Raw genomic sequence first — 13,517 nt, 5'->3', positions numbered from 1 at the left:
CTCCGGTGGGTGAGCATGTGGTTCCTGCGGGCTGTCCCTGCTGTGCGTCGCGGACCGGCGGGGGGACCTGTCCCGTCTGTTTCTGGACCGACGACGGCCAGACCGACGCCGACGCCGACGCCGTCCGGGGTGGCCCCAACGGCGACCTGAGCCTCACCCACGCCCGTCTCAACTACGCCGTCTACGGTGCCAGCCACCCGCGCTACCAGGACATGGTGCGCACGGCTCGCCCCGACGAGCGCCCCGGACGCTGAGGCGGCGCCCGACGGGGTGAGCGTGGCTCAGCAGACCGGCACGCTGCCGCCGTACACACTCGAGATGTACGCGTGGCTGACGTACTGGCCACTGGTCAGCCGGTTCCAGCGGGTGGTGGTGCGGTAGGGCCCGGCGACCGACTGACCGGTGACGTAGCACTGGATCGGCACGTGGGCCAGCCGGGCGGCGAGGCCACGGATCGCGTACGACGTGCTGGCCCCGGTGCGGATGTTGAGCGGCCCGTCGCCGACCACGCCGCGCGGGCCGCCGCCGGTCCACAGGTAGGCGACGTCCACCCAGGCGTTGGTGGTCAGCCGCAGCCCGTCCCAGAACGTGCCGTCGGCCAGGTCGATGCCGGCCGGGTTGAGCACGGTCCGCCCGAACTGGTCCCGGCCACCGTTGTAGCCGGACTGGTACGCGGCCTGCGCCTCGGGTCGCCCCTGCGGCAGGTCCTTCCAGTTCTCCCGCACAGATGACGGGTTCCAGTAGTCGTCGCGGGTGTTCCACGGCCCGACGTCCCAGACCGGGGCGTACTCGCAGCGGGCGCCGTTGGTGGTGCAGACCCGCACGGTGTAGTCGCCGGTGTTGAGCGGGGAGAGTCCGCGCCGCGACGGCAGTGCCGCGAAGTGGTCCCGGGGTTGCACGGTGCGGCCGTTGGCGGTCACCTCACCGACCAGCCCGATGCGGGTGGCGTACACCCGGTAGGTGCGACCGGGTGTGGCGGCGGACACGGCGGCGTTCGCGTCGGCGGTGAGCCGCATGCCCCGTACCGTCGCCGTCGCTCCCTTGTCGGGGGCGGTGAGCACCACCCGGGCCTGTACCCGGGTGACGGGCCGGTCGAAGACGGTGCCGGCGGCCCGCCACTCCGTCCAGCCGGCGGTCCGCCAGCCGCGGACCTGCGCCTCCACCGTCGCCCCGGCGGGGACCGCGGCGTCGATCTCGGCGCGGACCCGGGTGGCCGGCCGGGCGAGGGTGCGGGGTGTGGTCAGCAGCATCCCCTCGGCGATGGCGCTGTGCGGGCTGCGGGCGCCGCGCCAGGTGGGCCGGGCTTCCCGCAGGCGGAGGCCGGCGGCGGTGCGTCGGACGTTGACGTCGTCGCGGTCGACGATCGTGAGGTCGGCGCTCCACAGTTCGTCGCCGGGTGCGGCGGCGACGAGGGCGATCGGTGCGCTGGCGGCCGGGACGTTACCGGTGGTGGGTAGGAGCGCTGCGGTGAGCAGGAGGGTGAGGGTGGCGATGAGGGCGACGGATGGGATACGACAACGGGGTCGCGTCATGGGCATTCTCCTCAGAACCCCCTGACCTTCGCATGTCAGGAGATCATGAGGAACCTGTGTACAAATAGCGACACATGCGAATCTTGCTCGAAGAGGGAGAATGGCAGGGTGCCCGAAGGCGACACCGTCTGGAACACCGCGCGCGTGCTGCACCGCGCGCTGGCCGGCGCGCGGATCACCGGCAGTGACTTCCGGGTGCCGCAACTGGCGACCACGGATCTCACCGGCTGGACCGTCCGCGAGTCGGCCAGCCGGGGCAAGCACCTGCTGCTGCGGCTCGACACCCCCACCGAGGAGCACTGGAGCCTGCACTCCCACCTGCGGATGGACGGCGCCTGGCGGGCGTACGCCCCCGGGGAACGCTGGAGCGGCCGGCCCGCGCACCTGATCCGGGTGGTGCTGCGCAGCCCCGGCGCGGTAGCGGTCGGCTACCACCTGCACGAGCTGACACTGGTGCCGACCGCCGACGAGGACCACCTGGTCGGCCACCTCGGCCCCGACCTGCTCGGGCCGGACTGGGACCCGGCCGAGGCGGTCCGTCGGCTCGACGAGCACCCGGAGCAGAGCATCGGCGAGGCGCTGCTGGACCAGCGCAACCTGGCCGGCGTGGGAAACCTCTACAAGTGCGAGGTGCTGTTCCTGCGCGGGGTGTCACCGTGGACCCCGGTCGGTGGGGTGCCCGATCTGCCGGGCCTGGTGGCTCTCGCGCAACGGCTGCTCGCCGCCAACCGGGGCCGGTGGACGCAGAGCAGCACCGGCTCGCTGCACCGGGGGCAGACCAGCTACGTCTACGGCCGCCGCGCCCAGCCCTGCCGCCGCTGCGGCACCGCGATCCGCAAGGAGGAACTGGGTGAACGGGTCACCTACTGGTGCCCGGTCTGCCAGCCCGAACGCCCGGCCCCGCCATCTGCCGGCTGACCAGGCTCCCACCGATCGAGACCCAGCGTAGAAACGGACGATTGGGTAATTCCTAACCGGCCGTCGACGTCGCATGCTGCGGTTGAGCGCTCACCGACCGTCAGCAGAGTGCCGAGGTTCCCCACGTCGGGGTGGCGAACCTCGCGCCCCGAACCGGGGAGAGTCATGGCGATGTTCCGCAGACTCCGCTCCACCTTCCTCACGCGGACCACCCGCGACGCCGACGCCCCCGCCACCGGTCGGGGGGCGGCGGTGCCGGCCGCGCGGACGGCCGAGGAGGTCGTCGCGACACCGAGCCTGGACCCGGCAGTGGTGCCCCGCTACTTCGGCCCCGTGCCGAACTTCGCGCACAGCCCTCGCCCGACCCGCGACCCCGACGGGCAGGTGACGGCCGGGACCGGGCTGCGCAAGTTCGTCGACCCGCTGCCCCTCCCCGGCCAGCCGGGCGGCGGCGACCTCGGCAGCCAACTGCCGGTCGCAGTGCCCGACACGATCAGCTATCCGGGCTGCGACTACTACGAGATCGGCCTCCAGGAGTACGCGCAACGGCTGCACCGGGACCTGCCGGCCACCCGACTGCGCGGCTACCGGCAGCTCAACCTGGGCACCGACCCGGCCGGCCACAACACTGTGGTGCCACCGGAGCGACAGTGGCACCTCGGGCCGATGATCCTCGCCCGTCGGGGTCGACCGGTCCGGGTGAAGTTCATCAACCAACTCCCCACCGGCCGGGCCGGCGAGCTGTTCCTGCCGGTCGACGACACGATCGAGGGGGCCGGCCTCGGCCCGCTGGACGGCCCGGCGCCGTACCCGCAGAACCGGGCCGTGCTGCACCTGGCCGGGGCGCAGACCGGCTGGACCAGCGCGGGCAACCCGGGGCAGTGGATCACCCCGGCCGGGGAGATCACCCCGTACCCGACCGGACCCGGGCTGGCCCACGTGCCGGACATGCCGGCGCCCGGCGCCGGGGCCACCACTCTCTACTTCCCGAACGAGCAGAGCGGCCGGCTGCTGTGGTTCCACGACAACACCCTCGGCCTGGCCCGGCTCACCGTCTACGGCGGACAGCTCGCGCTCTACCTGCTCACCGACCCGGCCGAGGACCAGCTCGTCGCCGACGCGGTGCTGCCGGCCGACCAGGTGCCCCTGGTGATCGAGGACAAGACGTTCGTCCCGGACGACGCCCAACTCGCCGCCGAGGACCCGACCTGGGACCGGGAACGCTGGGGTGCCCGGGGCAGCCTCTGGCACCCGCACGTCTACCAACCCCGGCAGAACCCGTACCGATCCGGTGGACGCAACCGCACCGGCCGGTGGGACTACGGCCCCTGGACGAGCAACGCCGCAGCCCACGACACCCACCCCGACGGCTGGGTGCCGAATCCGTACCACGACCCGGTCGACGCCCCGGACGAGCCGCCGCTGAGCCCCGGCGTCCCGCACCCGTCGGCCGTCCCCGAGGCGTACGGCGACACGCCGCTGGTCAACGGCGTCGCCTACCCGTACCTGGAGGTGCAGCCGCGCGCGTACCGGTTCCGGATCCTCAACGCCTGCCTGGACCGCAGCCTCAACCTCCAGCTCTACCGCGCCCGCTCCGACGCGGCGATGTGGACGGCCGACGGCGCGCTCGCCGACCCCGACGCCGGCGAGGTGCCGATGGTGCCGGCCACGCGCGCGGCGGACCACCCGGCGGGCTGGCCGACCGACGGACGCGACGGCGGTGTGCCCGACCCACGCGCCACCGGCCCGGAGTTCATCCAGATCGGCAACGAGGCCGGTCTCCTGCCGGCCCCGGTGGTGCTGCCGAACCGACCGATCGGCTACCGGTACGACCGGCTCGACCCGACAGTGCTGAACGTCGACGGGCACACTCTGCTGCTCGCACCGGGTGAGCGGGCCGATGTGCTCGTCGACTTCTCCGCCGTACCACCGGGCAGCACGCTGATCCTGTACAACGACGCTCCGGCCCCACTGCCCGGCTTCGACAGCCGCTACGACCAGCACACCGGCGCCCCGGACCGCACCGCCGAGGGTGGCCCGCCCCCGACCGAACCGGGGTACGGCCCGAACACCCGCACCCTGCTCCAGTTCCGGGTGACCGGCACACCCGCGCCGCCGTACGACCTGGACCGGCTGCGCGACCGGCTGCCCGTGGCGTACGCGGCCAGCCAGCGCCCGCCGATCGTCCCGCAACCGGCGTACGACCCGCCGTTCGGCACCCGGACGACGACGCGGACGACGGTGCCGGTGCACGCCACCACTGTGACGTTCACGCCGACGGCGGGCACCGGCCCGGTGACAGTGCCGATCGCGGTGAAGGCCGCACAGCAGATCTTCGAGCCGGACCACGGCCGGCTTGCGGGTCGGCTCGGCGTGGGGCACCCGCACGCCGGGCCGCTCCACCCGACGACGCTGCCGCTCGGCGCGACCGACCCGGTCACCGAGGTGCTGTTCGCCACCGACACCGCCGTACCGGTGGGTGCCCCCACCGACGGCACGCAGCTCTGGCGGATCAGCGGCAACGTCCGGCAGACCGAGCCGGTGCAGGTCGACGGCTGCGACCTGCAGGTGATCAACCGGGTCGGCTGGGACGGCACGCTGCGCCTTCCGCACGACACGGAGCTGGGTTGGAAGGGGATCGTCCGGGTCAACCCCCGGGAGGACGTGGTGGTGGCGCTGCGTCCGGTCGCGCCGGTGCTGCCGTTCAAGCTGGGCGACAGCCTCCGGCTGCTCGACCCCTGTCGCCCGGCCGGCGCGCGGGCCGGTTCGACGCCGGTCAGCCCGGCCGACGGGCGACCCGCCACTGTGGTCAACCAACTGGTCAACCTGGGCTGGGAGTACCGCTGGCACAGCCAGCTCGCCGGCCACCGCGACGGCGGGATGACCCGACCGCTGGTGCTGCGGGTGGCGCCGAAGGCGCCGACGGGCCTGACCGCCACCCCGGTGCCCGGGTCGGCCACCGCGCTACCCGCGATCGCGCTGGCCTGGACCAGCAACGGCGGGCGACCGGCCGCCACCAGCCACCTGCTGCAACGCGCCACCGACGCGACCTTCGGCGGCGAGGTCACCACGATCACCGTCGCGGCCGCCGCCACCCGGTACACCGACGCGACGGTCACCCCGGGGGTGACGTACCACTACCGGATCCGGGCGGAGAACGCGGTCAGCTACTCGTCCTGGTCCAACGGGGTGCCCGCCTCGGTGCACCTGGCCGCGCCGAGCGCCCTGGTGGCGACGCTCCCGCCGGCGGCACCGCTGCGGGTGGCGCTGCGCTGGACGAACCGGTCGTTCGCCACCGGCATCGACGTGCAACGGGCCACCAACCCGACGTTCACCAGTGGCCCGGGCACCACGGCGATCGGGGTCGGTGACAACCACCTGGACCCGACAGTGGCACCGGACACCACGTACTACTACCGGGTGCGGACCACCTATCTGGGTGCCGCCTCGGCGTGGTCGACGGTCGCCACGGTGACCTCACCACCCCCGCCGGGCGTCCCGAGCGGGGTGAGCGCCACCGCCACCGCGCCGGGGCCGGACACCGCGACGGTGATCCTGGCGTGGGCGGCCAGCACCCCCGGCGGCCCGGGGTCCGGGTTCACCGTGCAGCGGGCCCTCGACCCGACCTTCGAGCAGGAGCTGGCCACCTTCACGGTGACCGGCCGCGGCTTCACCAACACGGGGCTGGCCCGGGGGGTGACCTACCACTACCGGATCCGGTCGTTCAACGTCGTTGGCACCTCGGCGTACACCGGGCCGGTCCTGGTGACGACCCCACCGTGACGGGCCCGCGCTCCGGGGGTGTGTGCGGTCAGCGCGTCGGCGCGCGCAGCGGGGTGCCGACGGCGCGCAGCTCGGCGAGCGCCCCGGCGACCCCGTGCAGCAGGTCGGTCGCCTCGGTGAGCCGGTCGGCGGCCGGGTGGGCGCTCTCCGGTCGGGCGTCCTCGGCCAGATAGCCGGCGGCGGCGACCACCAGCCGTTCGTACGCCGCCACCCCGGCCTCCAGTTGCGCGGTCAGCGCGGCGTGCGCCTCGGCCAGCGGCGGCCGGGCGTCGGCCGGGGCCAGCCGCAGCGCGCGTTCGACGCTGGCCACCCGGGTGGCCAGGTCGCGCAGCGAACGGTCGGCGGCGGCTGCCTCCAGCACCGCCGGCTCGGCCAGCCCGGTGAGCCGGGGGGCCATCCCGGCCAGGGTGAGCGCCGCCCGGTCCAGGCGGACCCACTGTTCCCCGGCTCCGGTGCCACGCAGTGCGATCCGGGAACGGACCCGGCGCACCTCGGCCAGCACGCCCGCGCCGACCGGCAGCCGCTCGACGGCGGCGACCAGCCGGGCCCGCGAGCGGGCCGCCGCCTCGGCCGGGTCGAGCGCCGGGGGTGCCGGCTGGGCGGCCAGGGCGCGCACGTCGATCCACCGCCAGGCGGCGAGCGCCACCGCACTGCCCGCGGCGCCGGCCCAGGCCGCGTCGGGCAGACCAAGCCCGGCGTACGGGGTCAGCACCACCGCCGCGCCGCCGAGCCCACCGGCCAGCACGCTCCACCGTCGGGCCGACCGGCGAAGCCGACCCAGCCTGCGGAAGTACCGGGTCCGCTCGTCTGCCACAGTGCCTCCTCGGTCCGGTCGTTCAGCCGGCGGCGGTGGGGTCGCCGGTGCCCCGTTCGCGGGCCATGCTGGCGCGCAGTTCGTCCAGTCGGGCGGCGGCGGTCGGGTCGTTGGCCGGGCCGGTCTTCTCGGCCTGCGGTACGGCCGGTCGCTGGGTCGCGCCGCCGAGCTGCTCCCCCGCCATGCTGGACCGGATCTGCTCCAGCCGGGCGGACCCGGCCGAGTCGATGGTGGCCTTCTGAATCTCCAACATACGGCCCTCGACGGAGTTGCCGGCCAGTTCGGCGCGGCCCATCGCGTTGGCGTACCGCCGCTCGATGCGGTCGCGCACCTCGTCCAGCGACGGGGTGGTGCCCGGCGCGGTCAGCGACGACATCGATTCCAGCGAGCGGGCCACCGTCTCCTGCATCTTGGCCTGCTCCAGCTGGCTGAGCAGCTTGGTGCGCTCGGCGATCTTCTGCTGGAGGATCATCGAGTTGTTCTCGACCGCCCGGCGGGCCTGCGCGGCGGCGCCCAGCGCCTGGTCATGCAGGGTCTTCAGGTCCTCGGTGGCCTGCTCGGCGGAGACGAGCTGGCTGGCCAGCGTCTGCGCGGACTGCTCGAAGCGCACCGCCTCGGCCTCGTCGCCCTTGGCCCGGGCCTGGTCGGACAGCACCAGGGCCTGCCGGGCGTTGCCCTGCAACCGCTCGACCTCGGACATCTGCCGGGACAGCTTCATCTCCAGCTGCCGCTGGTTGCCGATCACCGCGGCGGCCTGCTGGACCAGCGCCTGGTGCTGCCGCTGGGCATCCTCGATGGCCTGCTGGATCTGCACCTTGGGATCGGCGTGCTCGTCGATCTTCGCACCGAAGAGCGCCATCAGGTAGTTCCAACCCTTGACGAACGGGTTCGCCATCTCCGTGGTATCCCCTCAGTAGCGTCGCTCCACCACGGCCGGGCCGGCTGAACCGACCGACCGTCACCGGCCGGTCTCCATCGTCCCAGCAGAACGCCAACGAGGCATCCGTACCGGGCGGTCGACAGCACCGGCGGCTCCTGCGAGCAACCCTACGCGGCCGGGGCCACCTCGCCCACGGTCAGCCGGATCGGGGTCAGGCGGCGCAGACCACGTCCCGGTCGCGCTCGGTCGGGCGGACCCGGGTGCTGCGCAGGGTGGCCTTGAGCGGCGAGTCCTGGCGGACCGAGACGGCGACCTTGCCGTCGGAGGTGACCCGACGGACCCCCCGGTTGGTGCTCTTGGGCTCGGCGGCGGCCGGCTCGTCCGGCATCGAGACGAGCACCTCGGGCATCTGCTCGGCGAGCGCCACGGTGTCGCTCACCTCACGCAGCAGCTCGGACAGGCGGGCACCGAGGGCGTCACAGATCGCGGCGAGCAGCTCGCTGGACGGCTCCTTGTGCCCCCGTTCGATCTCGGAGAGGTAGCCGAGGCTGACGTTGGCGGCGGTGGAGACCTCACGCAGCGTGCGCTGCTGGCCCTGCCGGCGCGCTCGCAGTGCGTCACCGATCACCCGGCGTAGCAGGATCATCGCACCTCCCCCAGAGGGATTCCTCGCGCCCGGCGCTGGGCAGCCGGTCGCGGCGGACCACGCCGACCCCGAACGTCGGAGCCTTCCCGCAACCGTACCCGTTGCGGGCCCGGGCGACATCCCGCCCCGCCCGTCGGTTCGCCAGGGCGAGCCTGCCGGGGCGGTCCGAACCCGCCCCGGGCGGCGTTCACCGTGTCGCGGCGAAGTTCACCGTGTCGCGGCGACGAGCCGCTCGGTGAGCAGCCGCAGCGCCTCGACCACCGCCGCCGCCCGGACGTGGTCGCGCCCGCCGTCCAGGTCGAGCTGGCGGACCTCACCGCCGTTCGGGCCGGCGACCGCCACGTAGACCAGGCCCACCGGCTTGCCGTCCTGCGGTTCGGGACCGGCGACCCCGGTGGTGGCCAGTCCCCAGTCCGCACCGCACCGCTGTCGGCCGCCCTCGGCGAGCGCCGCCGCCACCTCCGGGTCCACCGGCCCTCGCTCGGCGAGCAGGTCGGCGGGGACGCCAGCCAGTGTCGCCTTCAACTCGGTGGCGTAGACCACGAGGCCACCCTGGTAGACCCCGCTGACCCCGGCGATGTTCACGATCGAGGCGGCCAGCGACCCGCCCGTGAGGGATTCGACGGTAGCGAGCGTCTCGTGCCGCTCGGACAACCGGTGCACCACGGCGGCCGCCGCGCTGCCCACCTCGGCACCGTCCACCTCGGCACCACTCACCCCAGCGCTGTTCACCGCCACCCCGCCCTCACCCCTCGCCGCATCCCCCAGTCCTTCCCCACCCACCGATCCCCAACCCCAACCCCATCGCGTCGATCATGAAGTTGTTGCCACGACACACCGCCTCGGATGGCAATAACTTCATGGCCAACGGGGGTGGGGTGGGTTACCGGGGGCGGCGCAGGCGGAGGGCCTGGGCTATGTAGTCGAAGCCGGTGGCCACCGTGACCAGGACGGCGGCGGCCATGATCCACGGCCCGACGGCGGCGAGCGCGGCCGGCATCGGCCACAGGTACCAGGCGATGGCCAGGATCTGGAGCGCCGTCTTGACCTTGCCGCCTCGGCTGGCGGCGATCACACCGTGCCGGATCACCCAGAACCGCAACCCGGTGATGCCCAGCTCGCGGACGAGGATCAGCGCGGTCACCCACCAGGGCAGCTGGTCGTACCAGGAGAGCAGCACCAGCGCCGCACCGGTGAGCGCCTTGTCGGCGATCGGGTCGGCCACCTTGCCGACCGAGGTGACCAGCCCGAAGCGGCGGGCGATCCAGCCGTCCACGAGGTCGGTCGCCGAGGCCACGGCGAAGATCAGGCAGGCCGCCATCCGCCACCCGGCGTGGGTCGTCCCGGACATGATCACCGAGGCGGCGAAGACCGGCACCAGCACCAGCCGCAGGGCGGTCAGCGCGTTGGCGGCGTTGACGACGGGGACCACGGCCACCACCCGGCCGGGCGTCGACTCCGTCGCCCCGGTCACCGCCGCACTCCGCTCGGGTCGCCGTGGCGTTCCCGGCACCGCACCACCTGCGTCCCCCGCTCCGCTCGGGCCCGCCGTCACCGTGCCGCGCCGGGCGCCGCCGAGATCATCTCATCCGGCACGGCGAGCAGGTCCACCCCTTCGGTGCCGGTCACTGTCGCGCGTACCAGATCGCCCGGGCGCAGCGCGGCCAGGTCGACCCCGCCCTCGGCCGGTGCGACCAGGGTGGTGGAGCCGTCGACCTCCGGCGCCTGGTGGGCCGCCCGACCCTCCACCACGCCGTCCTCGGTCGAGTCGACAAGCACCTCGACGGTCGAGCCGAGCCGGTCCTCGGCCCGCTGCGAGCAGAGCTCGTCGGCGAGGGCGCTGAGCCGGTCGTAGCGCCGCTTGATCGTCGCGGCGGAGACCTTGCCGGGCAGGCCGGCGGCCTCGGTGCCGTCCTCGTCGCTGTAGTCGAACATGCCGATCGCGTCGAGCCGGGCCTCGGTCAGGAACCGGACCAGCTCGTCGACGTCGGCGCGGGTCTCGCCGGGGAAACCGACGATGAAGTTGCTCCGGGCGCCCGCGTCCGGGGCCAGCGCACGGGCACCGGCCAACAGCTCCAGGAACCGGTCGGTGGAGCCGAAACGCCGCATCCGGCGCAGCACCGGCTCGCTGGAGTGCTGGAACGACAGGTCGAAGTACGGTGCCACGCCCGGGGTCGTGGCGATCGCCTCGACCAGCCCCGGCCGGGTCTCGGCCGGCTGGAGGTAGCTGGCCCGCACCCGGACGATGCCGGTCACCGCGGCGAGCTGCGGCAGCAGCTTCTCCAGGGCACGCGGGTCACCCAGGTCCTTGCCGTACGAGGTGGAGTTCTCGCTGACCAGCACCAGCTCCCGCACCCCGGACTTGGCCAGCCACTCCGCCTCGGCGAGCAGCTCGTCCGGGGTACGCGAGACGAACGCCCCCCGGAAGGCCGGGATGGCGCAGAACGCGCAGCGGCGGTCGCAGCCGCTGGCCAACTTCAGCGAGGCCACCGGGCCGGTGTCGAGCCGTCGGCGCAGCACCTGGCGCAGGTGCGCCGGCGTGTGCTCGTCGGTGTCGGTGGGAGTGCGGGTCACGGTGCCGTGGCCGGGCAGCGACACCCCGCTGTCGCGGCGGCGCACCGGAGTCAGCGGCAGCAGCTCCCGCCGGTCGCGCGGGGTGTGCGCGCTGATCTGCTCGCCGGCGACGACGGCGTTGAGCCGGGCGGCGATGTCCGGGTAGTCGTCGAAGCTCAGCACCGCCTGCGCCTCGGGCAGGCTGTCGGCCAGCTCCTTGCCGTACCGCTCGGCCATGCAGCCCGCGGCGACCACCTTGGCGCCCGTCCCGGCGGCGGCGAGCAGGGTCTGGATGGAGTCCTGCTTGGCCTTCTCCACGAAACCGCAGGTGTTGACGACCACCACGTCGGCGCCCTCGCCGTCGGTGCTCACCTGCCAGCCGTCGGCGTGCAGGCGGGCGGCCAGCTCCTCCGAGTCGACCTCGTTGCGGGCACAGCCCAGGGTCAGCAGGGCGACGCGACGGCCCTCGGCGTGGTCAGCGGGCGAAGGAGAGGTGGCAGACACCATCCGAGGGTACCGGGCCGGCCCGGTGAGCCCACGCACGCGGGCTGCGGAGACGGTCGACACAATGTCGGCCGGGCCCGGTCAGCGGGCCGGGGCGGCCACCCGGGTCAGCGCGTCGAGCAGGAACACCTCGGTGCCGGCCAGGCCGGTGCAGCAGAAGACCGAGACCTGGTCCGCGCTGGTCCGGCCGGGGACCGCGCCGGCCAGGACGCCGCCCAGGTCGCGCAACCGCCCGAGGTACGGGGGCGTGGCGGCGAGCATCGGCGGCTGGTAGTCGACCGCCTGGACCGGTGAGTCGGTGACCAGCAGATCGGCGGTGTCCAGCAGGTCGGTGCCGAACTCGCTGCGGTCGCGTTGCTTGAAGCCGACCGCGTTGACGTGGGTGCCGGGGCTGAGGTCGGCGGCGCGCAGCACCGGGGTCGGGCTGGTGGTCGCCAGCACCACCAGGTCCCGCCCGGCGACGGCCGAGCCCGGGTCGGCCACCGCGCGGGCCGGCACGCCCAGTTCGGCACGGACCCGGGTGGCGAAGGTCTCCCGGCGAGCGGCGGACCGGCTGTGCACCACCACCTCGCGTAGCGGGCGGACCGCGGCGGCGGCCCAGACCTGGGTCCACGCCTGCCGGCCGGAGCCGATCACACCGAGGGTGGCGGCGTCGGACCGGGCCAGCGCGTCGACAGCGACACCACCCAACCCGCCGGTACGACGGGAGCCCAGCTCCTCGCCGACAGCCACCGCCCGGACCGCCCCGGTCCGGGCGTCGTGCAGCACCACCAACTGCTCGCCCTGCGGGTGACCGAAGGTGTCGTACGAGCGGAAGCCGTACCACTCGCCGACCAGGTGCCCGGCGGTGAGCACCATCCGCCCGCCGTCCAGCGGTGCGGCGGCCCGGGGCGGTGCGATCAGGCGTCCCTCGTACGCGGCCAGGAGCGCGGCGCGCATGGCGTCGACCGTGGCGGCGGCGTCCAGCGTGGCGGCGACCTCGGGGTCGGCGTAGAGCAGGGTCATGCTGGCGATAGTGCATGTTGAAGTCAGGTAGAGGTCAACGGAGCGTGGCGGTGGTCACCGCCACGGCGCCGGGGCGGTGCTAGCGTCGGACCCGGTGGCCGGATGCTCGTGGTCACTCCGGACGAGTGGTGGGCGTACCCGGTCAGGCCAAGACGCCCCGCGTGACGTGCAGACTCGACTCGTCCCGGCGCGGCAGCCCCGGGCGCTCCCGGTGAGGTGAACGATGGCCTGGCTCGTGCTGGTGATCTCAGGACTGCTGGAGACGGCCTGGGCGATCGCCCTGGACCGCAGCGCCGGTTTCAGCCGGCTGATCCCGTCCGTGGTGTTCGTGGTGACCCTGCTGCTGAGCATGGCCGGGCTGTCGTACGCGCTGCGGGACATTCCCGTCGGCACCGGCTACGCCGTCTGGGTCGGCATCGGCGCGGTCGGCACCGCACTGGTCGGGATGCTGACGCTCGGCGAGTCGGCGAGCCTGCCCCGGATCCTCTGCCTGCTGCTGGTGGTCGCGGGCGTGATCGGGTTGAAAATCTTCCACTGAGGTGTCCCGACGGCAGGCGTGACCGGCCCCACCAGTGGGTAGTGATCGATCTGTCACGACAGGCTCTCAACCGGAGGAAGACATGGCCGACATGCCGAGCACCGCCCGTCCCCGCAGCAACGCCGCCCGCATCGTCACCATCGTGGGTTTCGTCTTCGCGGTCCTGGCCCTGCTGCTCAACCCGATCATCTTCGGCGTACTCGGCGTCATCGCGGGCGTCGTCGGCGCCGTGCTGGGCGACAAGCCGCTGGGCTGGTACGCCGCCGTGGCGAGCGTCGTCGCCGCGATCATCAGCCTGGTGATCATCGGCGCGTTGATCAACAACTGACCTCTTCCCCGTCACG

Annotated in this window: 13 protein-coding genes and 1 riboswitch; of the genes, 5 read left to right on the top strand and 8 right to left on the bottom strand. The window is 73.7% G+C overall.

Going from position 1 to position 13,517, the window contains the following annotated elements; genetic code table 11:
* The first annotated feature begins 5 nt into the window (after positions 1–5).
* Positions 6–254 (top strand): CPCC family cysteine-rich protein, encoded by a 249-nt coding sequence (locus ACX27O_RS13675; RefSeq protein ID WP_358128342.1) that lies wholly within the window; start codon positions 6–8, stop codon positions 252–254.
* Positions 255–281: 27 nt separating this feature from the next.
* Here the strand turns inward: ACX27O_RS13675 and ACX27O_RS13670 are convergent, their stop codons facing one another.
* Entirely contained in the window at positions 282–1,532 is a 1,251-nt protein-coding gene (locus ACX27O_RS13670; protein ID WP_458939520.1) for a hypothetical protein, read from the bottom strand.
* 108 nt (positions 1,533–1,640) lie between these two features.
* Between ACX27O_RS13670 and ACX27O_RS13665 the strand changes: the two genes are divergently transcribed.
* Positions 1,641–2,450, top strand: a complete 810-nt coding sequence (locus tag ACX27O_RS13665; protein ID WP_030336817.1) for a DNA-formamidopyrimidine glycosylase family protein — start codon at positions 1,641–1,643, stop codon at positions 2,448–2,450.
* A 165-nt stretch (positions 2,451–2,615) separates the two neighbouring features.
* The gene (locus ACX27O_RS13660; RefSeq protein WP_030336818.1) at positions 2,616–6,233 is read left to right on the top strand and encodes a hypothetical protein; all 3,618 of its coding nucleotides are present in this window, start codon (positions 2,616–2,618) and stop codon (positions 6,231–6,233) included.
* Between the two features lie 28 nt (positions 6,234–6,261).
* Here the strand turns inward: ACX27O_RS13660 and pspM are convergent, their stop codons facing one another.
* From pspM to ACX27O_RS13625, 7 genes are all read right to left on the bottom strand, one after another.
* Complete coding sequence (gene pspM, locus ACX27O_RS13655; RefSeq protein WP_030336820.1) at positions 6,262–7,047, bottom strand: phage shock envelope stress response protein PspM; 786 nt, start codon at positions 7,045–7,047, stop codon at positions 6,262–6,264.
* 22 nt (positions 7,048–7,069) lie between these two features.
* Positions 7,070–7,942 carry a PspA/IM30 family protein gene (locus ACX27O_RS13650; protein WP_030336822.1) on the bottom strand — a complete coding sequence of 291 codons (873 nt, stop codon included), beginning with the start codon at positions 7,940–7,942 and terminating at the stop codon, positions 7,070–7,072.
* 196 nt (positions 7,943–8,138) lie between these two features.
* Positions 8,139–8,573, bottom strand: a complete 435-nt coding sequence (locus tag ACX27O_RS13645; protein WP_030336824.1) for a helix-turn-helix domain-containing protein — start codon at positions 8,571–8,573, stop codon at positions 8,139–8,141.
* Positions 8,574–8,780: 207 nt separating this feature from the next.
* Positions 8,781–9,305: a CinA family protein gene (locus ACX27O_RS13640; RefSeq protein ID WP_051708811.1), complete on the bottom strand. Its 525-nt coding sequence runs from the start codon at positions 9,303–9,305 to the stop codon at positions 8,781–8,783.
* Between the two features lie 151 nt (positions 9,306–9,456).
* Complete coding sequence (gene pgsA / locus ACX27O_RS13635; RefSeq protein WP_458939519.1) at positions 9,457–10,047, bottom strand: CDP-diacylglycerol--glycerol-3-phosphate 3-phosphatidyltransferase; 591 nt, start codon at positions 10,045–10,047, stop codon at positions 9,457–9,459.
* 77 nt (positions 10,048–10,124) lie between these two features.
* Positions 10,125–11,633 carry a 30S ribosomal protein S12 methylthiotransferase RimO gene (gene rimO / locus ACX27O_RS13630; protein WP_358128334.1) on the bottom strand — a complete coding sequence of 503 codons (1,509 nt, stop codon included), beginning with the start codon at positions 11,631–11,633 and terminating at the stop codon, positions 10,125–10,127.
* Positions 11,634–11,711: 78 nt separating this feature from the next.
* On the bottom strand, positions 11,712–12,635 hold the full coding sequence (locus ACX27O_RS13625; protein WP_387219211.1) for an ornithine cyclodeaminase family protein: 924 nt from the start codon (positions 12,633–12,635) through the stop codon (positions 11,712–11,714).
* A 91-nt stretch (positions 12,636–12,726) separates the two neighbouring features.
* A riboswitch (guanidine-III (ykkC-III) riboswitch) is annotated at positions 12,727–12,797 on the top strand.
* Positions 12,798–12,858: 61 nt separating this feature from the next.
* Between ACX27O_RS13625 and sugE the strand changes: the two genes are divergently transcribed.
* Together sugE and ACX27O_RS13615 are read left to right on the top strand one after the other, a co-directional pair.
* Entirely contained in the window at positions 12,859–13,173 is a 315-nt protein-coding gene (gene sugE / locus ACX27O_RS13620) for a quaternary ammonium compound efflux SMR transporter SugE (RefSeq protein WP_030336832.1), read from the top strand.
* An 82-nt stretch (positions 13,174–13,255) separates the two neighbouring features.
* Positions 13,256–13,501 carry a hypothetical protein gene (locus ACX27O_RS13615; protein WP_030336834.1) on the top strand — a complete coding sequence of 82 codons (246 nt, stop codon included), beginning with the start codon at positions 13,256–13,258 and terminating at the stop codon, positions 13,499–13,501.
* The last annotated feature ends 16 nt before the right edge of the window (positions 13,502–13,517 follow it).

It is taken from the genome of Micromonospora sp. SD19, assembly GCF_054462275.1.
The sequence above is the reverse complement of the archived record's forward strand: the minus strand, read 5'-3'. Positions and strand labels throughout refer to the sequence as shown.

Excerpts from the sequence above, each read along its gene's own strand:
- ACX27O_RS13660 (WP_030336818.1), top strand. The coding sequence starts at position 2,616 with ATGGCGATGTTCCGCAGACTCCGCTCCACCTTCCTCACGCGGACCACC.
- ACX27O_RS13650 (WP_030336822.1), bottom strand. The coding sequence starts at position 7,942 with ATGGCGAACCCGTTCGTCAAGGGTTGGAACTACCTGATGGCGCTCTTC.
- rimO (WP_358128334.1), bottom strand. The coding sequence starts at position 11,633 with ATGGTGTCTGCCACCTCTCCTTCGCCCGCTGACCACGCCGAGGGCCGT.
- sugE (WP_030336832.1), top strand. The coding sequence starts at position 12,859 with ATGGCCTGGCTCGTGCTGGTGATCTCAGGACTGCTGGAGACGGCCTGG.
- ACX27O_RS13645 (WP_030336824.1), bottom strand. The coding sequence starts at position 8,573 with ATGATCCTGCTACGCCGGGTGATCGGTGACGCACTGCGAGCGCGCCGG.
- ACX27O_RS13670 (WP_458939520.1), bottom strand. The coding sequence starts at position 1,532 with ATGACGCGACCCCGTTGTCGTATCCCATCCGTCGCCCTCATCGCCACC.
- ACX27O_RS13625 (WP_387219211.1), bottom strand. The coding sequence starts at position 12,635 with ATGACCCTGCTCTACGCCGACCCCGAGGTCGCCGCCACGCTGGACGCC.
- ACX27O_RS13615 (WP_030336834.1), top strand. The coding sequence starts at position 13,256 with ATGGCCGACATGCCGAGCACCGCCCGTCCCCGCAGCAACGCCGCCCGC.